General features: G+C 58.5%; 18 protein-coding genes and 1 tRNA gene. 9 read left to right on the top strand and 10 right to left on the bottom strand.

Going from position 1 to position 18,397, the window contains the following annotated elements; translation table 11 throughout:
• Positions 1-27 precede the first annotated feature (27 nt).
• The 5 genes from A0U92_RS08390 to A0U92_RS08370 form a co-directional block, all read right to left on the bottom strand.
• The gene (locus A0U92_RS08390) at positions 28-564 is read right to left on the bottom strand and encodes a DUF3035 domain-containing protein (protein WP_077812829.1); all 537 of its coding nucleotides are present in this window, start codon (positions 562-564) and stop codon (positions 28-30) included.
• 11 nt (positions 565-575) lie between these two features.
• Positions 576-1,112, bottom strand: a complete 537-nt coding sequence (gene lspA, locus A0U92_RS08385; RefSeq protein WP_077812828.1) for a signal peptidase II — start codon at positions 1,110-1,112, stop codon at positions 576-578.
• Positions 1,113-1,116: 4 nt separating this feature from the next.
• Entirely contained in the window at positions 1,117-4,023 is a 2,907-nt protein-coding gene (ileS, locus tag A0U92_RS08380) for an isoleucine--tRNA ligase (protein WP_077812827.1), read from the bottom strand.
• Positions 4,024-4,164: 141 nt separating this feature from the next.
• On the bottom strand, positions 4,165-4,374 hold the full coding sequence (locus A0U92_RS08375; RefSeq protein ID WP_077812826.1) for a TOBE domain-containing protein: 210 nt from the start codon (positions 4,372-4,374) through the stop codon (positions 4,165-4,167).
• An 11-nt stretch (positions 4,375-4,385) separates the two neighbouring features.
• Positions 4,386-4,982: a TlpA family protein disulfide reductase gene (locus A0U92_RS08370; RefSeq protein ID WP_077812825.1), complete on the bottom strand. Its 597-nt coding sequence runs from the start codon at positions 4,980-4,982 to the stop codon at positions 4,386-4,388.
• 3 nt (positions 4,983-4,985) lie between these two features.
• Between A0U92_RS08370 and argH the strand changes: the two genes are divergently transcribed.
• From argH to A0U92_RS08360, 3 genes are all read left to right on the top strand, one after another.
• The gene (gene argH, locus A0U92_RS08365) at positions 4,986-6,440 is read left to right on the top strand and encodes an argininosuccinate lyase (protein WP_077812824.1); all 1,455 of its coding nucleotides are present in this window, start codon (positions 4,986-4,988) and stop codon (positions 6,438-6,440) included.
• Positions 6,437-6,577 (top strand): hypothetical protein, encoded by a 141-nt coding sequence (locus A0U92_RS17735; protein ID WP_187668896.1) that lies wholly within the window; start codon positions 6,437-6,439, stop codon positions 6,575-6,577. The genes argH and A0U92_RS17735 overlap by 4 nt, the downstream gene beginning before the upstream one ends.
• 164 nt (positions 6,578-6,741) lie before the next feature.
• Positions 6,742-8,052 carry a polysaccharide polymerase gene (locus tag A0U92_RS08360; RefSeq protein ID WP_149026429.1) on the top strand — a complete coding sequence of 437 codons (1,311 nt, stop codon included), beginning with the start codon at positions 6,742-6,744 and terminating at the stop codon, positions 8,050-8,052.
• A gap of 356 nt (positions 8,053-8,408) precedes the next feature.
• Here the strand turns inward: A0U92_RS08360 and A0U92_RS08355 are convergent.
• The 3 genes from A0U92_RS08355 to A0U92_RS08345 form a co-directional block, all read right to left on the bottom strand.
• Positions 8,409-8,483: transfer RNA gene (locus tag A0U92_RS08355), tRNA-Met, on the bottom strand.
• Positions 8,484-8,543: 60 nt separating this feature from the next.
• Positions 8,544-10,058 (bottom strand): amino acid permease, encoded by a 1,515-nt coding sequence (locus tag A0U92_RS08350; protein WP_077812822.1) that lies wholly within the window; start codon positions 10,056-10,058, stop codon positions 8,544-8,546.
• Positions 10,059-10,183: 125 nt separating this feature from the next.
• Entirely contained in the window at positions 10,184-11,050 is an 867-nt protein-coding gene (locus A0U92_RS08345; protein ID WP_077812821.1) for an undecaprenyl-diphosphate phosphatase, read from the bottom strand.
• Between the two features lie 228 nt (positions 11,051-11,278).
• Between A0U92_RS08345 and A0U92_RS08340 the strand changes: the two genes are divergently transcribed.
• Positions 11,279-11,740 carry an MlaD family protein gene (locus tag A0U92_RS08340; protein ID WP_077812820.1) on the top strand — a complete coding sequence of 154 codons (462 nt, stop codon included), beginning with the start codon at positions 11,279-11,281 and terminating at the stop codon, positions 11,738-11,740.
• 34 nt (positions 11,741-11,774) lie between these two features.
• Here the strand turns inward: A0U92_RS08340 and A0U92_RS08335 are convergent, their stop codons facing one another.
• Entirely contained in the window at positions 11,775-12,842 is a 1,068-nt protein-coding gene (locus tag A0U92_RS08335) for a D-alanine--D-alanine ligase (RefSeq protein WP_408736117.1), read from the bottom strand.
• Between the two features lie 214 nt (positions 12,843-13,056).
• Positions 13,057-13,662, bottom strand: a complete 606-nt coding sequence (locus A0U92_RS08330) for a DedA family protein (RefSeq protein WP_077812818.1) — start codon at positions 13,660-13,662, stop codon at positions 13,057-13,059.
• Positions 13,663-13,823: 161 nt separating this feature from the next.
• Between A0U92_RS08330 and A0U92_RS18270 the strand changes: the two genes are divergently transcribed.
• The 5 genes from A0U92_RS18270 to tmk all read left to right on the top strand — a co-directional run bounded on the left by A0U92_RS18270 (position 13,824) and on the right by tmk (position 18,354).
• Positions 13,824-14,330 carry a hypothetical protein gene (locus tag A0U92_RS18270; protein WP_236748324.1) on the top strand — a complete coding sequence of 169 codons (507 nt, stop codon included), beginning with the start codon at positions 13,824-13,826 and terminating at the stop codon, positions 14,328-14,330.
• A gap of 129 nt (positions 14,331-14,459) precedes the next feature.
• Complete coding sequence (locus A0U92_RS08320; protein WP_077812817.1) at positions 14,460-15,449, top strand: lytic murein transglycosylase; 990 nt, start codon at positions 14,460-14,462, stop codon at positions 15,447-15,449.
• Positions 15,450-15,466: 17 nt separating this feature from the next.
• Positions 15,467-16,342, top strand: coding sequence for a septal ring lytic transglycosylase RlpA family protein (locus A0U92_RS08315; RefSeq protein ID WP_236748323.1), 876 nt, complete (start codon positions 15,467-15,469; stop codon positions 16,340-16,342).
• Between the two features lie 10 nt (positions 16,343-16,352).
• Positions 16,353-17,678, top strand: a complete 1,326-nt coding sequence (locus A0U92_RS08310; RefSeq protein ID WP_077812815.1) for a D-alanyl-D-alanine carboxypeptidase family protein — start codon at positions 16,353-16,355, stop codon at positions 17,676-17,678.
• Between the two features lies 1 nt (position 17,679).
• Positions 17,680-18,354 (top strand): dTMP kinase, encoded by a 675-nt coding sequence (tmk, locus tag A0U92_RS08305; RefSeq protein WP_077812814.1) that lies wholly within the window; start codon positions 17,680-17,682, stop codon positions 18,352-18,354.
• Positions 18,355-18,397 lie beyond the last annotated feature (43 nt).

The raw sequence follows: 18,397 nt of genomic DNA, 5'->3' as shown, positions 1-18,397 counted from the left end.
GTGCTCTGGTTTAGGTCAGAACGCTGTTCAGAGGACACCAAGCATCTTGGATTTTTTTGCCTTCTTTGTCGGCGTAGCCCCTTTGGTCGGAGAATTTCCCAGAGCAGCATTCGCTCTCAGGCGACGATTTTCTGCATCGCCATCCACCACGGAACCCGCGCCGCCGCCTTTCCAGAACAGCAGGGCATCGACATAGCCTTCACCGGCCTTGCCCAGTTCGCCCTGATCCGCCTGTTCCGCAGCGTCGTCCGCTTCGTTAATCAGCATGGTCTGACCCGAGCTGTCTGGCCCGGATGTTCCATGCAGCGCGACATCAGGAGACAGGGTTTCGAGAGCCTCCATCCGCTGACTTTCATCTCGCGTGTGATCAACGCCGGTGCCGGGCTTCACAAGCTCGGTTGAAGGCGGCATGGACAATGGCGCCCGGGTCGTGACCGTGTATTCGTCCGGTACATTGCGCTGGAGCCCGAAGGCGCGCGTGACATCGCTGCCTGCGCACCCTGTCAACAGGGCGCCTAGTCCAAGTCCAAGAGATACATGTCGAAATCCGACGATGACTCGCATTCTGTTCTGTCTCACTTGTCCCCGGCGCTCCGTTCGACTGTCTGTTCAGAATCCTGCTGAGAAGGATGCTGACGCTCCCGATACAGGCTGTCCAATATCAGACCTGCTACACTACACACAATCGCCGCGTCAGCGATATTGAAGACATACCATGACCAGCCGAAAGCGTGAGCATGGATGAAGTCGACAACAGCTCCATAACGCAGCCGGTCAAGCACATTCCCGACTGCGCCGCCTGTGATGGCGCCGGCCAGTCCCGCGATAAGCAGGCGAGGACTCCGGGCGATCCATGTCAGAAGGCCCGCCACGATGGCCAGCGAAATAACGGAAAAGATGATGCGGCCAGCCGGGCCCGCACCGCCGAACATCCCGAAGGTGATGGCGTGATTCCAGACCATCGTGAAATTGAGGCCGGGACAGATCGCGACAGACTCTTTTTCCGGCAGCCGGAAGTCGAACAGAATCCAGTATTTGGAGAGCTGATCGACCAGAAAGACGATAGCGGCACAGAAGAGACCCAGCGCCAGAGAACGGTAATGGACCCGCATACTCTCAGTGGCCAGCCGCTGGAGAGCAGAACAGATCACTTGCCACAACATCGGCACAGCGCACGCACAGCGTCGGATAGGCCGCATTCTGTCCGACTTCAGGCAGGACTTTCCAGCAACGGATGCACTTTTCGCCTTCGGCCACGGTCACGACCGGCGCACCGCAAGGAATATTCGCACCGTTCTCCACCTGTGGCGCTGTCGCCGGGAGAATGGTGAATTCAGCCTGTGAGACAATCGCCAGATCGGCCCAGTCCACCCCGTCAAACAGGGAAGTCTTGTCCTCATAGACAGGCAGCTCGATAGCGGCCTGCAAGGAAGAACCGATCAGTCCGGACCGGCGGGCGGATTCGATTCCCGTGGTGACGATCCGGCGCACGGCGCGCAGGGTCGTCCAGCGATCGCCAAGTTCCGGATCATTCCATTCCTCCGGAATGACCGGGAAGGATTCCAGATGCACGGAGGAGTCCTTGCCGAAACGGGCTGTCCAGGCGTCATCCGCCGTGAAGACCAGCACCGGCGCCAGCCAGGTGGCGAGGCAACGATGCAGGACATCCAGCACTGTACGAGCCGCACGACGACGCAGGCTGTCCGTGCCGTCGCAATAGATGACATCCTTGCGGACATCGAAATAGAACGCTGACAGGTCGGTGGTGCAGAACCCGTGCAGGGCAGGGTAAACCCCCACCCATTCATGCGTCTCAACGGCCTGACGCATCATGCCGTCAAATTCGGTCAGGCGATGCAGCACCCATTTCTCAAGTTCGGGCAGTTCCGCATACGGAACTGCTTCTGCATCAGTATAGCCTTCCAGCGCGCCGAGGAGCCAGCGCAGCGTATTGCGAAGGCGTCGATAAAGCTCGCCCTGCTGCTTGAGGATTTCCTTGCCAATGCGAAGGTCTTCGTTGGTGTCGGAATTCATCACCCACAGGCGGAGAATGTCAGCGCCGAGCGAATCGTTCACGTCCTGAGGCGCGATGACGTTACCCAAGGATTTCGACATCTTGCGACCCTGCTCGTCGAGCACGAAGCCGTTGGTCACAAGCGTCCTGTAAGGGGCGACACCGCGTGTCCCGACACTTTCCAGCAGGGAAGACTGGAACCAGCCGCGGTGCTGGTCGGAACCTTCCAGATACAGGTCGGCGGGGAAACGCAGGCCGGGTTTGTTCAGCACGAAAGAATGCGTCGAGCCGCTCTCGAACCAGACATCGACAACGTCGAAAACCTGCTCGAAATCGGCCGCATTGTAATCGTTGCCGAGGAAGCGTGACGGGTCACTGTCATACCAGGCATCGGCGCCGTCCTCACGGAAGGCTGCGACGATACGGTCCATGACGGCGGCGTCACGCAGGACTTCGCCGGTCTGCCTGTTCACGAACACGGCGATGGGGACGCCCCATGCGCGCTGACGCGAAATGCACCAGTCCGGACGGTCGGCGACCATGGAGGTCAGGCGGTTACGGGCCTGCGCCGGGACGAAAGTGACGTCACCGAGAGCCTGAAGCGCTTTCTCACGAATCCGGTTTTCACCATCCATGCGGATGAACCACTGGGGTGTGGCGCGGTAGATGATCGGTTTCCGTGACCGCCATGAATGCGGGTAGGAATGAACGAGTTCGCCACGCGCCAGAAGGCCATTGGGCGCAGAACCCTCTTCGGCGGCTTTCGTCATGCTGGCGGCGAGGGCCGCGCAGACAGGCTCGGCAGCCTTGAAGACGTGGATGCCAGCAAACAGCGGCACATGGTCCACGTAACGGCCATCATCCGCAATCAGTTCAGGAATTTCGATCCCGTTCGCCTTGCCGACCGCAAAGTCATCCTCGCCGTGCGACGGGGCGATATGAACAAGACCCGTGCCTGCGTCCGCAGTGACATACTCGGCGGATAGCAAAGGCACGTCGAACTCGTAGCCCTGACCCCGCAGAGGATGGGATGCGATGGCCCCATCCAGAGCGGAGCCCGGCATGGTGTAGAGAATATGGTGCTCAACGATGCCGCAATCCTTGCAGACCTGCTCGACAAGGCTTTCGGCAACCAGCAGTTTCATGCCGGGAGCGATGGCCGCATCAGGCGAGGTCTCGTCGGCGCGGAATACGACGTAGGTGATTTCCGGATTGTAGGCGATGGCGCGGTTGGCCGGGATCGTCCACGGGGTCGTGGTCCAGATGACGGCCGACACATCGCGGAGCGCCTCTGCCGAAGTCGGGTCCGTGATGATGGGGAAAGCGACGTAGATCGTCGTGGAGGTGTGGTCGTGATACTCGATTTCGGCTTCCGCCAGCGCCGTCTTTTCGACCGGGCTCCACATGACCGGACGCAGGCCGCGATAAAGCGCGCCGTTCAGCAGGAACTTGCCGATTTCACCGACGATGGCGGCCTCCGAACTGTAGTCCATCGTCGAATAGCGGTGGTTCCATTCGCCCTGCACGCCGAGCCGCTGGAACTCGCCCATCTGCACGTCGAGCCATTTCGCGGCCCATGCACGACATTCGCCGCGGAACTGAAGGACAGGAATGGAATCCTTGTCGCGTTTCGCCTTGCGATACTCCTCTTCAACCTTCCACTCGATGGGAAGACCGTGACAGTCCCAGCCGGGAACGTAATGGACCGCAAAACCTGTCATGCGATGGCTGCGGTTGATGACGTCCTTGAGGATCTTGTTCAGGGCGTGACCGATATGCAGGTTGCCGTTGGCGTAAGGAGGGCCGTCATGCAGCACGAACAGCGGTCGGCCTTCACTCTGGGCAAGAATTTTACCGTCGAGATCCAGCTCCTGCCAGCGGGCGAGCAGTTCCGGTTCCCGCGCAGGCAGATTGCCGCGCATCGGGAACGAGGTCTTCGGTAGGAAAACGGTGTCGCGAAAACCGTCTGCCTCAGCGTTGCTCGTGTTCGTCTTGTCCGATCCGGTCATCGTTCCCGCTTGGTCATTCGCTAAAATTCATGATGGACTTACGTCCTGTCCCGATAAGGGGCAGGACGTTATGAAGAGGACCAACCGGCCCGGTCAAGACTGTGATCCGGAGCGGGGCAGTTTCTCCTGCGTTCCGATGCTTCAGTCTTCCACGCCCACCATTACATCTGACGCCTTGATGACGGCGTAGGCAGGCTTGCCGACCACCAGATCAAGATCGGCCACCGCTTCGTTGGTGATGGAGGCCATGACGATTGATCCACCGATATCGATGCTGACGTGAGACGTGGTGGCGCCTTTTGCGATCGCTGTCACTGTGCCGCGGATCTGGTTGCGGGCGCTGAGTTTCATGGTGCTTTCCTTCATGACATCAGACGCAGCAGAACAGCGGCTGCATCAGGGGCATCCCACTGAAGAGGGCCTGCATGACGGCAGATGATCTCTCCCTGGCGATTGAGAAAAAGAGTGAGGGGCAGGGTGGTTTCTTCCAGACTGTTCGGTATGACGCGCCTCTGGTCATAGAAGGAAGGAAAATCTTCCCTGTGCAGTTTCGAGAGAAAAGGCCGAACCACTTCAGGCCCCCGATGATCGACCGAAACGGGCAGCACGGTGACGCCCTGCGCTGTCAGGGATGGAATGAGCGTGGCAAGGGCAGGGATCTCCTGAATGCACGGACCGCACCATGTCGCCCAAAGATGCACGATTGTGGGTCGGCCACGAAAATCGCCCAGAGAGTGCTCGATTCCGTCTCCATCGGTTATGGTCTGGCTGGTGAGAGGTTGCGGGAGCGTTCGCGTCAGCTTCGCCAGTGAAAGCGGAGCATCCGTGATATCTTCCGCATGAAGAGGTTTGCGCGGTGTCATGCCTGCGATTAGGGTGCCCGCCAGCATGAGGATGGAACGCCGCTGCAGTTTCAGTTTCGCGGTCGAGACGCGGGGGCGAAAGTGATGTTGAGGCATTTGATGAGTGTGGACGAGCAGAACGCAGTGAGCAAGCCGACAGAAAGCCCGGCAGAAAATAGCGCGAACGTGCAGTGGGGCGGTCGGTTTGCGGGCGGTCCATCCGCCATCATGCGCGAGATCAACGCGTCCATCGGGTTCGACAAGGTCATGTGGCGGCAGGATATCGCGGGTTCGCTGGCTCATGCCGCCATGCTGAAGAAGGTCGGCATCATCAGCACCGATGATGAAGCCGCCATCAGACGTGGTCTGACCGAAATCGGGGCTGAGATCGAATCCGGGTCGTTCCCGTTCGACGAGGCGCTCGAAGACATCCACATGAACATCGAAGCGCGCCTGAGCGACCGGATCGGCGAGGCGGGCAAGCGTCTGCACACCGGCCGTTCCCGCAATGATCAGGTGGCGACGGATTTCCGCCTCTGGGTGCGCGACGCCATCGACGGGATCAGCGGGCAGGTAGAAGCTCTGATGCGCTCACTCGCCACACGGGCTCTGGAATATGCCGATACGGCCATGCCCGGTTTTACGCATCTCCAGACCGCCCAGCCGGTCACGTTCGGTCATCATCTGCTCGCCTATGTCGAGATGCTGTCGCGTGATCGCGGTCGTCTGGCGGACGCCCGCAAGCGCCTGAACGAGTGCCCGCTCGGGTCGGCGGCTCTTGCCGGAACGTCCTTTCCGATCGACCGCCAGATGACGGCGGCTGCGCTCGGGTTTGACCGTCCGACCGCCAATTCGCTCGATTCCGTGTCGGATCGCGATTTCGCGCTCGAATATCTCTCGGCGCTCTCCATCATGGCGATGCACCTGTCCCGTTTCGCGGAAGAGATTGTCATCTGGTGCTCATCGCCGTTCAGCTTCATCCGTCTGACGGACGCGTTCACCACCGGCTCGTCCATCATGCCGCAGAAGCGCAACCCTGACGCGGCCGAACTGGCGCGTGCCAAGGTGGGGCGTGTGCTGGGCTCGATGGTGAGCCTGCTGACCGTCATGAAGGGCCTGCCGCTGGCCTATGCCAAGGACATGCAGGAGGACAAGGTTCCTGTGTTCGAGGCGACGGAAGCGATGGCGCTCACGCTGGCGGCCTGTGACGGCATGGTGCGCGATCTGACCGCGAATGTGGACCAGATGCGCAAATATGCCGGTTCCGGGTTCTCGACCGCTACGGATCTTGCCGACTGGCTCGTTCGTGTTCTCAAGGTGCCGTTCCGCACGGCGCATCATGTCACCGGCCAGTTGGTGGCAATGGCGGAGAGGAAGGGGGTTGATCTCTCGGATCTGAGCCTTGCGGAAATGCAGTCCGTGGAGCCGGGTATCACGCAGGACCTCTATTCCGTGCTGACCGTTGAGGCTTCGATTGCCTCGCGTGTGAGCGAAGGTGGCACAGCGGGCAGCAATGTACGCCGCGAGGCTGAGGGTTGGCTTGAACGACTTGGAAAAGAGCGGGGGCATTCATGATCCGTCGATTTGCAGCGTTCGTGGCGCTGGTCTGTATCGCGCTGCCTCTTGCGGGTTGCGGCAAGAAGGGCACACCTCATCCTCCGGGACCAGATAGCCAGATTATCTATCCACGTAGCTACCCGGCTCCAGATTGAGATGCCTTTTCATCATGCAGAGGAGAGCGTCAGACATGGGGACACAGGCTGTCTGTTGAAGGTGATGTGGTTTTCTTTCTGAAGCCGTTCTAGGTTCGGAAATAGACGCAAGATCTGATCGTTCCTGATCTGTTTCGACAGCCTTCCATTGTCTGCGGGGTGCCATGAGTGTTGCCGTTTCCCAACCCCCCGAATTCGCAGGAATACCTGTTTTTCAGAGAGAAATTGTTGCCTCATCGCGTTTTGTGGCGGGCAAATGGCTCGTTATCGCGGCGATCATGTTCAACCCTCTGCTCTGTTTCCTTGATACGAAAGGGCTTCTGCACGCCTCAAGTGGAGTAGTCGCGCTTGCAGAGCTGATCATTATTTTCGCAGGTACCTGGTATGTTCGCCAGCAAATGCAAACTCTGGCGATCACGCTGGCTTTAATCATTTCGGCTTATGTGGTGGGGGCTCACCTCATTAACTCTACTGTCAGCCTCAAGATTCTTCATGATCTCTGGATTCCGTATGTTTTCTATCTGCTGGGAACGCTTTCAAGCCTGAAAACGGCAAAGACAACAGTGTGGATATCTATAGTTTTTGTTCTGTTTTTTGGTTTCTTCGAGCTTCTCGCTTTTAATGTGTATGGTCAGTTCTTTAATGTATGGCAGTATTATGTAGATAAAGGTGCGTTGGGCACAAATGTTATCAATTACCAGAATACAACGTCTTTTTTGAGTGGAAACCGTGCTGCGGATGCACGCACCTATTTTCCATCGCTTCTTGGTTCCGCCCGTATTTCTTCCGTATTTCTGGAACCTGTGTCCCTTGGCAATTATGCCACCATCCTGTTTGCATGGGGATTGAGCCTCTGGAAAAAAGGCTCCGGGAGCGAAATGCTGGTCATTCTGGCGCTCGGATTTCTCTGTATCATTCTGGGAGATTCCCGGTTCGCAACCGGCTGCTGTTTTTTGATGGTGATGCTGCGTTTTACGCCTCTGGTACGCTCGTCTCTGTTTGTAATCGGGCTGCCGGTTCTGGTCATGACGATACTGACTGTGGTTGGATCGACACACGAAATCCCCGGAGTGCATCCAGGCATTCTTTCGGATGATTTTAAGGGAAGGCTCCTGTTTTCAGGCAGGCTGCTTGATGACTGGAGCCTTGCATCGTGGTTTGGGCTGGCGCCGTCGCCGGTTTATACAGCGGATACCGGTTATGCTTATCTGTGTAATAATCTCGGCGTTCTGCTGACGGTAACCTTATGGATACTCATAGCCTTTCACCGAAATTCTTCGCCAGAAGCCGCCATCATGAAAACAATGCTGGCTGTTTATTTCTCGACTTCTCTCTGCATCGGGGCAAATGCGGTAACGATCAAAACCGGTGCGTTGCTATGGTTCCTGTACGGCGCTCTGGATGCTTCATCGAGAAATTCATTGTTTCCAGGGGCCAGCGCTTTATCCGTCCCGAGAGAAACCAGAGCGGGATAACAAGGTTTGCGTGGCTAGAGCATATCCAGTTTGAATGGACACATTCGAACTGGTGAATATGCTCGATAAACAATGAATTAGAGCAATTCCACTGGGCCAGAGTTCAGTGGAATTGCTCTGGATATCTTTTCTGGTCCCTCAGCTTTCCGTCATCCTCAACGGGGATGCTCAGTTTTTAACGGCTACGATATCCCGTCGACCGAAGAGACGGTAGGCGAAGCATATCTTCCGATCAGCGAGATCTTTGGCCTGACTGCGGGACGGTAAGGGGAGGAGTAACGCGAGATTTTCTCAGCATTCCAAAGGAGTAGCTGGAATGATACCGCATATTTATTTTGAGAGAAAAGACCGGCCGATGGTAGCGGTGGACGGATTTGAACCGCCGACCAAGGGATTATGATTCCCCTGCTCTACCGCTGAGCTACACCGCCATCGCGCCGGTGAGCGCTGAAATATCCAGATGCGGCAGCGGCGTCAACCCATATCAGGGGTCAGGACGCCATATCCTTCGTGTTACGGGCAAATTCTGAATGAGACTGGCCATAAAAACGGTAAATTGCTGCGCCGGAAGCGAAATATACGGCCAGAAGAATCGCCGGCAGCCGATTGCCCGAGAGAATGCCGTGGATCAGCTCGATCAGGAGAGGCACCATCATCACGATGGCAAACGTGATTCCCAGCAGGGGAGTAAGTCCTATCCAGATGCGACCGACCCATACGCCCCCGAGAGGCGCCCGATAGGGGCGTTCCGCTCCGGGGCGCACTGAACGATCTCTGATAACCGTCAGATTGACAACGCCGAATGCGGCTGCCGTACCAATGCTGACAAGATCGCTGATGATATCGATAGGCAGTGTGGCGGCAGTCAGAGCCACGAGTGTTCCCAGAAGCAGCGAACCGGCAACCGGAGCGTGAAACAGGGGGTGCAATCGATTGAAGACCGGCGGCAGAAGTCCATCCTGAGCCATCGTGAAAAAGATCCGGCTCTGTCCGTAGAGGAGACCAAACAGAACGGAACATAGCCCGATCACTCCCGCCAGCTTCACCAGTACCGCGAGAGTCGGCGAGCCGATCGCATCGGCGGCCAGCGCCAGAGGGTCAGAGACATCGAGTTGTTGCCAGGGCACGACCCCTGTGAGGACCAGTGCGACGCAGAGGTAGATCAGGGTGCAGAGCAGTAGCGACCCTATGATCCCGATGGGAATATCGCGTCTGGGTGAACGGGCCTCGGTCGATGCGGTCGAAACGGCCTCGAAACCGACATAGGCAAAAAACACGACTGAAGCCGCTCGAAAGACGCCTGCCATGCCGTAGCGGAAAGCGCCCTGCGAAGGAGGCAGGAAAGGGTGCCAGTAGGCCGGATGGATTGCGGTCAGACCTACTGCGACAAAGATCAGGAGAGTTATCGTCTTGAGCAGCACGATAGCCGTGTTGATGGTGATGGATTCTGTCACACCCCGCATCAGCATGCCCGTTACGGCGAGAACAGAAACCGTTGCGGGCAGGTCAACGCGCCATCCGGCTGAGAGTACTGTGTCGTTCGTCGTCATGGATACGGTGATCAGCGACACATGGAGGAAATTGGGGATGACAATGCCCAGATCACGCAGAAAACTGACGGCGTAACCGGAAAATCCGGACGCAACGCCAGCGCAGGATACGCCATATTCAAGCAGCAGCAGCCAGCCGACCCACCAGGCGGCTCGCTCGCCAAGGGAGACGTAGGCGTACGTATAGGCTGAACCGGCGACCGGGATGGAGGAAGCCAGTTCAGCGTATGAAAATGCCGTGAACAGGCAGGCGAGACCCGCAATGACAAAAGAGAGGATGACGGCGGGACCGGCGTAATTGGCGGCTGCGGTACCGGCCATCACGTAGATCCCCGCACCAACGGTTGAGCCGACACCCAGCATGATCAGGTGAAAAGGCCCCATCGTACGTCGCAATCCGGACGTTTCGCTGGCCTGCACAGCCTGCTCGACCGTTTTGCGTCGTGGTTCTGTCATGTTCGGAGGCGATCTGTTCTGTCTGGAAAACACTGTCGGCGGGAGAGTCGCCGTTACGGGGCTGCTCTCCCCATGATCCGCAATCCTTCATGGGACTGTCAGCTCATGGGGAACGAGCGTATGCGTTACAGAACGCCACTCAGGTAGGCGAGCGAACCCAGTCCGAGCACGATGCAATAATAGGCAAAAGGAGCCAGGGCCCATTGATCGTGCTGTCTGAAGAAGCGCATCAGGATAGCGGTGCAGATCAGGGCGGTCACACCGGAGACACAGGCGGCAATGACGCCAAGATGGATCTGCTCATGCGTGACAGGAACGTGGCGCATTTTCAGGATCTGGTGAGCTGTGGCCGCCAGAATGATCGGCTCAGCCATCAGGAACGAAAAACGGGCGGCGACATCATGATGCAGTCCGCGCAGGAGGCCCCCTCCGATGGTCGCCCCGGAACGGGACATGCCCGGGAACAGGGCAAGGCACTGGAACAGTCCGATGAACAGCGCGTCCCGTGCCGTCAGGCTGGCTATCGGTCGTCCGGCCTCAGGGTCTTCGCCATGAAGTGGAGCCATTCGTGAACGCAGTTGTTCCACGAGCAGGAGCATGACACCATTTGCGACAAGCAGGCCCGCCACCGGCAGCGGAGAGCCGAACAGGTGACGGAAAAGATGTTCGAACAGGCCGCCGCAGATAACGGCAGGGACAGTGGCGATAGCCAGCAGGAAGAGTATGCGGAAACTCTCAAGGCGGTAACGTCTGCCATGCAGTCCGAGAGCGCCGCCAATGATGGCTGCCCAGTCACGCCAGAAAAACACGAACAGCGCGACGGATGTTCCAAGGTGCAGCATGACGAGAAAAGGCAGGAAGGTCGGATCGTTTTCGTCGAAGGGCCAGTGCAGAAGGGCAGGCAGCAGCACCGCGTGCCCCAGACTGCTGACGGGGAAGAGCTCTGTTGCCCCCTGAAGAATTGCAATGATGAGGGCCTGCAGCAAAGACATAGATTAAACCCGTTCCTGAAAGCCTGACGACTCAAGCGTGATACGGGAGTGAGTCGCCCGCACATTTGCGGTAAAATTAACGCGCCTTATCAGGCAGGGATACTGCGTTTATGATCGTTTTGGTATCAGGCCGTTATTCTTTTTTCCCATCGGCTTGACCGTAAGGGGTCGTGAAGCCTTATTGAAGAATGACGAGCGTTCAGAAATGCTCGATAAAAGGACGCAGGAATGGCTCGCAACCGACAGACAGGCACCATTGTTTTCAGTTTTGGCGTTCTGGCTGCTGCAATAGGGTTTGCCGTCTACGCCCACGGAACCCAGACCAGTTTTGGTATCTCCCGTTATCCGCTCTCAGCCAGCTTTATTTCCGCGAATGGTCTCAACCCCGGCGCGTCGGTCGCCATGGCGGGAGTGGTTGTAGGGCGTGTCTCCGATGTACGCCTTGATTCCGAAACGCAACTGGCTGTCGTCAGATTCGAAGTCAACGATACGTTGCATTTTCCAATCGACAGCGTTCTGAGCGTCGGGTCCATGACCATGTCGGGCGATAATGCCCTGATGATCGAACCCGGAAAATCCAGTCAGGTTACAAAGGCCGGTGACGCTCTCGACAACACCCGTGAGCCCGTCAGCCTTGAGCAGCAGGTGAGCAATTACATCTTTGGAAGTGGAGGTCTGCCCGTAAACTGATATCGGTAACGATATCAGGGGCTACTCTCCCTTGTCAGTCGTTCAGCGGATAGGAACGCAGTAGCCGGCGCTGTTCGAACCAGAGGCGAAACCCTGCAGGCAGGGGAGTGGATTTCCAGCCACGCTTGCGGTTTTCGGCGCCGATGCGGAACGCCTCGCCATAGTGATGGAATTGCGCCGCATAGGCTTCCCGTAGACTGGTGCGGGCATCCCAGATGTGTGTCGCTTCCGATCCCACGCCATTGATCTCGATGATTTCGAAATCCTCACCGCGCCGAAGAGCGTCTGGAGACCTGAACTTCACGTCCACGCGGCCAAAATGGAATTCCGGAATGTCCTGCATGATACGGTCCAGAACCGCGGTCAGTTCAGGTGTAATGTCAGCCGCACCGTTGCGGAAAACCGAGCCTTTGCAGTGATTTCCGGTAAAGACCAGCGGAAGACCTTCGCCAGGAGCAGGCACGTCGTCCAGACGGTCTGCCAGACGAGGCCGGTAGATATGCGGCAGCAGTTTTGTCCGGGGATCACGGTCGAGCAGCTCGGCAACAGTCGATTCCCCGTCACCCAGCAGAACGGGCACATCCTTATAGGTGACGGAGGTGATGCGTCCCTGCTTTTCTCCGGCGTGACGGATATAGAAAAGACCGGCTTCATGTTCCCAACGGATCAGCCGTTGGAGCATGAGACGGACTCCCCGGGGATATTCCTGAAGAATCTGTTCCAGATCAGCCCGTGTGCGGGCGAGCTTCACGCCTGTTCCGTTGCAGCCCACGTCGGGCTTGACGACGACAGGGCAGGTGATGTCCGCAGCTTTCATCGCCGCTTCGGCGCGGTTCAGATCGTCGCGATCCGTGTCCAGAATCACATAGGGCGCAATGAAGCCTTTTGCGAACGGGCCGGCCATATCAAGGATCGAACTCTTGCTCTCGCCGCAGAGACCGCCGGTTGCAATCAGGGGGTTTGCCGCCGTTGGCAGGCCCATATCGCGGTAGCGTACGCCCAGCGCGAGCCAGTAGGCGACAATCGGCGTGTAGAAGAGCCAGCCCGGCCAGAACTCAAAAAAACTGACGGGCTCTGCGTTCTCCACATTCCGGCCACGCAGATGGGCCAGAAGACTGCTGATGAAAGACCTTTTCTTGCCTTCGTGGTGCAGGATGGCGGGCCGTAATGTTTTGTTGTGCGCCCCTGAACCGCCGGAGATATGGCTGTGGGGACGCGTACTGCGTGAAGAGGGCTCCGTCACGAGGACTGATGTCACAGTGTCCTCCGCGTCAAGGTCGGCAAGACCCGTTCCATCCAAATGATCCATTATCGCCTTAACCCCGTGCAGATGGCGATTGCATGCGGGCGATGTGACGTCCCACCAGAACAATCGCCACGATGAATCCTGCCACACCAAGCCAGCGCCAGACACCAAGCTCATCCAGCAGGATCTGACCCATTTTCAGCGACAGTGCAAATAACGCGGTTGTCCACAAAAGCGTCGCCAGAGCAGTCGCGAGGATGAAAACCCTGAAACCGGCATTGAAAAAACCACTGGCAGTGTAGATCGGGAGGCGGGAGCCGGGAATGAAACGGGACACAAAAATGACCCGGAAGAGAGCGGCGCCACGCCACCATTTTGCCCCTGGGCTGTTCTCTTTTCCGGCCTGGGACGGTGCCCAGCGCCGGGCTGGTGGCCAGAGGGCTGCCAGCCGTCCAAGCCCGTATAATCCGGCATCTCCTGCAACGATTCCGACATAGAGAGCGGGCAGGGCGAGCTGGAGGGCCACGGCCCCATCTCCGACGGCGATGGCCGTCAGAATAGTCGCGCCATCCTCAAGAATGAACGTCCCGATAATGATCGTCACAGCCTGCCATAACGGGGTGTGCGCCGCTGTTGTCAGGCCGGTGGTCAGAATATTGGACAGGTTGAAAGGCATGGCGCTTCTTTGCACGAGCCGGGGCTGAACTCCAGTTTCCAAAAACGCACAGCGGATAGACAATTGACTTCCGAGGGAGCTTGTTTGTTAAAAAAGACTTAACTTCCGAGTATTTGCGGTTAGGGTGCCCTGTCCAATTAATAGAGCGGGAAGGTTCGCGCATGTCAGAAAAACTATTTTCCCTGGCCGAACTTGCCCGCGAAATTCCGAACTTGCCTGCAACGGGCGCGGCGCGACTGGCCGCCCTCAGGAGCGTTCTTGGAAATCGGCCAGCACCGGCCGCTCTGGCGGTGCGTCGCCGTCCCATGATGAAATCGGCCACACACTCCGGCTCATCCACAGCTCCATCATCACGAAAAACGGTCGGTCCAGTCGCCCGGATGACCGAAGCAGAAGCGAAAGCACTGCCCGTCGCCGTGCGTTTTTTTGATCGTGAGTGGTATCTGAAGCAGCATCCGGATGTGCGTCAGGCCAATATCGATCCCAGTCGCCATTATATCGAGACAGGCTGGCGGGAGGGGAGAAATCCCAACCCCCACTTCGATTCACACGCCTATCTGGCTGCCAATCCGGATGTCGGTCCCGATACAAATCCGTTCGAACATTTCATCTTCTTTGGCATTGCCGAACGTCGTCTCCTGAAGCCCGATGCTCCTTCTGTAAAATAGGCTCATCAACCCTCTGGAGAAGCCTCTGCGATCGCAGTAAAGGAAAGCGTGAATGAGCACGGAGGGAATGTTCTCCCTGTGTGCCGACAGGCAGCGCAGCATTTTGGAGAATGTGCCGGTATGACTTGCATGATCAACCGTCGTTCCGCAGTGCGAGGTCTGCTTCTCGGTGGGCTCGGTTCTGCCGTTTCCCTGCGTCCCGGACTTCTTCACGCAGCGACGGGATCTTACGCGCAGTTTCTCGCAGGCGTTCGCAGCCAGGCGATCGGGATGGGGTTGCCGGACGAGTTGGTCAGTGAAGCCCTTGCCCAGACCCACCAGCCGAATGCGCGGGTTTTGCAGCTTGATCGTCATCAGCCGGAATTCACGCTGACCTGGGCACAGTATCGGGCAAAGGTGCTGACACAGGCCAAGATCGACGCAGGTCGTGCGGCTTACGCAAAGCAGCATGGTTCGCTCGTGAGAGTCGAAGCCGCAACCGGTGTGGACCGCCAGCCCGTCATGGGAATTTGGGGGCTTGAGTCCTATTATGGCCGGATCACAGGTGGTTTCAACGTGATTGACGCGCTTGCGACACTGGCGTTCGACGGCCGCCGGGCCGCTTTTTTCCGCTCCGAACTTCTGAAAGCGCTGCAGATTCTTGGCGAGGGCCGCATTGCTCCCGCGTCCATGACGGGGAGTTACGCAGGCGCGATGGGGCAGCCGCAGTTCATGCCGAGCGCCTATCTGAGATATGCCCGGGCTTTTGACGGCTCACCGCATGCCGATATCTGGAAAAATATTCCCGATGTGATGATGTCCATCGGGAACTATCTGGCCAAATCCGGCTGGAAGACAGGCGAACCATGGGGACAGGAAATCAGTGTTCCGGATTCTCTCGCGCAGTCCGCTGTGGGCCGCGAGCACCCGCGGACGCTTCAGGCATGGATGGCGGTGGGCGTGCGCCGCAAGGATGGAACGGCTTTCGGGCGACCGGAGGTGGAGGGAGCCATTGTCCGCCCCGATGGAGTCGGTGGTGAAGCCTTCATGGTGTATCACAATTTCAACGTGATCCGCCGCTACAACCCCTCGGATTATTATGCGCTGGGCGTCGGACTGATGGGTAATCTTGCAACATGAGTCTCAGGTCTGGCTGCATGAGAAGGCAGACCGGAGCGTGGTGGCTGATTCCGGGTGTGACAATCCTTCTCGCAGGATGTCATAAACCGGCTCCACCCCTGCCGCCTTCCCATATTCATTATGAAGTCGGCGCCGCCTATAATCAGGATGGTGTCTGGCTTTATCCACGGCAGGAATTTGCCTGGCGGGAGACCGGTCTGGCTGTGGTGGATGCAGACATCTCGCCGCATATCACGGCGGACGGCGAGGTCTACGATTCCAAAGCCATGACAGGGTCGCATCCGACCCTTCAGTTGCCTGTGCAGGTGACTGTCCGCAATCTGGATAATGGCCGACAGATTGAAGTGCGTCTGAATGACAGAGGTCCGAAGCAGCGCGGCCGGCTGATTTCGCTTACGCCACAGGCAGCGCTTGCGCTCGGCATGGGTCGTGATCCGGCGCGGGTTGAGGTGATCGAGGATGAGTTGCCCAGCCGACTCTTCGCTGAAACGTTGCCGGGCGGCCCTTTGCTGGAGATGCAGGCAGCGCCAGTCGGAACGGTCCAGACCGAATCGCTTGACACACCCGCCATGCCGAAAACGGCTTCGGTTGGCCGGTCCGAGATCGGCTCACAACAGAAGCAGCCTGTTACTCTTCCGGCCCTTCCCGTGGTCTACACGCAGGGGTGGGCGACCGCAGGAAGCCTCTGGATTGAAGTCGGTCGATTTACACAGCGGTCCTATGCGTCGATAGAAGCGGCACGCGCCGGTGGAACGGTGAATTACGCCTCTGACAACAATGGTCCCGGCTGGGTCGTTCGCGTCGGACCATTTTCCGGTGTTGCTGATGCGGATGCAGCACTGGACCATGCCCTGGCCCTCGGGTTAACGGGGGCCCACATTGTCGTCGAATAGGATTGGGAACGTGCAGACCCGTCGGATACTTCTTGCCAGCGGCGCGGCCGCCATCACCGGTGGCGCGGGCCTTTTCAATGGTGTCGGCCTGTCAGGCACGGCGCTCGCGGCAAAACCTCATCATGCTTCCAGGCATGGCGGGAAAGCTGCCTCACCTGCCGAAGCCCCGGCGGTCGCTGCTGATGCGACGCCCGCGATGACGCCGATCGGCCCGGTCGATACGGTCGCGCGCTGGGCCTGCATCACCGACTTCGACAGCGGACAGGTTCTGCTGGAGAAAGCGGCTGACGATCATATGGCGCCGTCATCTCTTACCAAGATGATGACCGCCTATGTCGTGTTCGGCATGCTGAATGCGGGGCGTATCAAGCTCGACCAGATGCTGCCCGTCAGCGAGAAAGCCTGGCGCATGCAGGGCTCGAAGATGTTCGTGCCGCTGGGCGAGAGCATTCTGGTGCAGGATCTGATCCAGGGTATGCTGATCCAGTCCGGCAACGACGCCTGCATCGTTCTGGCTGAAGGCATTTCCGGCTCGGAAGAACAGTTTGTCGCCGTGATGAATGACACGGCCGCGAAGCTGGGAATGAGCAATTCCCACTTCATGAACACGACCGGCTGGCCCGCTGAAGGCCACTACATGTCGGCGCGTGATGTCTGCACCATCGCGACGCATCTCATCCGCGACTTCCCGCAATATTATCATTTCTTCTCCGAGACTTCGTTCGCCTTCAACAAGATCAATCAGGGCAACCGTAATGTTCTGGTCGACAAGGGGCTCGCGGACGGACTGAAAACCGGTCACACGGATGCGGGCGGTTTCGGCCTCTGCGCGTCTTCCAAGCGGGATGGTCGCCGTGTGGTCATGGCGATCAACGGCATGGCGAGCACCAACATCCGCGCGCACGAAGGCGAGCGTCTGCTCGGCTGGGCTTTCGCCAATTTCGAGCTGGCCGTCATTGCGCGTAAAGGGCAGGTGCTTGAGCAGGCTCCGGTCTGGATGGGGCAGGACGCGACCGTGCCTGTCGTGGCGTCCCGTGACGTGACATTCCTGCTGCCGCACGGCTGGCAGTCCCGCGTACATATTTCCGTGGATTATCTCTCACCTGTCGCCGCACCGGTGACAGCGGGTCAGTCACTCGGCCAGCTCACCATCACACTTCCTGGCAGTCAGACGGCTCTGGTGCCTCCGGCGGCTGTAGTGGGGGTCGCTGCTCCTGCAGCGACCGCTCCGCAGCCAACGGTCATCACTGTTCCGGTGGAAGCAGGCTCAAGCGTGTCCAAACTGGGCTTCGGTGGCCGGATCGCCGCGCGTCTTGGCATGAAGCGTCACTCATAAGGTGAGCGTCGCAGGCAAAAGCCCCGGCGCCTTCATCACCTTTGAAGGAGGAGAAGGCGCCGGTAAATCGACCCAGCTCCGGGCTGTAGCGCCTCGTCTCGAAGCGCTCGGCTATGAGGTTGTGGCGACGCGCGAGCCCGGTGGTTCCCCCGGTGCGGAAGCCCTGCGGGAGCTGCTGCTCTTCGGAAAGCACGATCTTTCAGCGCGCGCCGAGATCATGACTCACTTCGCGGCCCGCTGTGATCATGTCGATCAGGTCATCCGGCCCGCCATGGAAGCCGGGAAGATCGTTCTCTGTGACCGTTTTTTCGATTCCACCATGGCGTATCAGGGCTACGGCCGTGGAGAGGGTGACCCAGCCCTGATCGGGATGATCCGCTCCCTGATCAATCTTGTTGATCTGAAGCCGGATCTGACCGTGCTGTTCGAGGTCGGTCTGGATACCGGCCATCGTCGTATTACGGCACGCGCGGCGGATCTGTCCGGGCAGGATGCTCCGCTCGATCGGTATGAAAGCGCGGATCGTGCCTTTCACGCCCGTCTGGCGGCAGGATTCCGCGAGATTGCCGATGCCGAGCCCGAGCGTTTTGTCCGGATTTCATCCGAGAGCGAAGATGCGCCCGCCATCACCGACCGGGTGGTGAATTTGCTCAAGACCTTCCTCGAAAAGCGCTGAGTGATGGCGGCCCGCCGCGCTACATCCGCAGCTGAAATTGATC

Source organism: Acetobacter aceti (assembly GCF_002005445.1).
Taxonomy (GTDB): domain Bacteria; phylum Pseudomonadota; class Alphaproteobacteria; order Acetobacterales; family Acetobacteraceae; genus Acetobacter; species Acetobacter aceti_B.
This window is presented reverse-complemented; position numbering and strand designations above follow the sequence as displayed.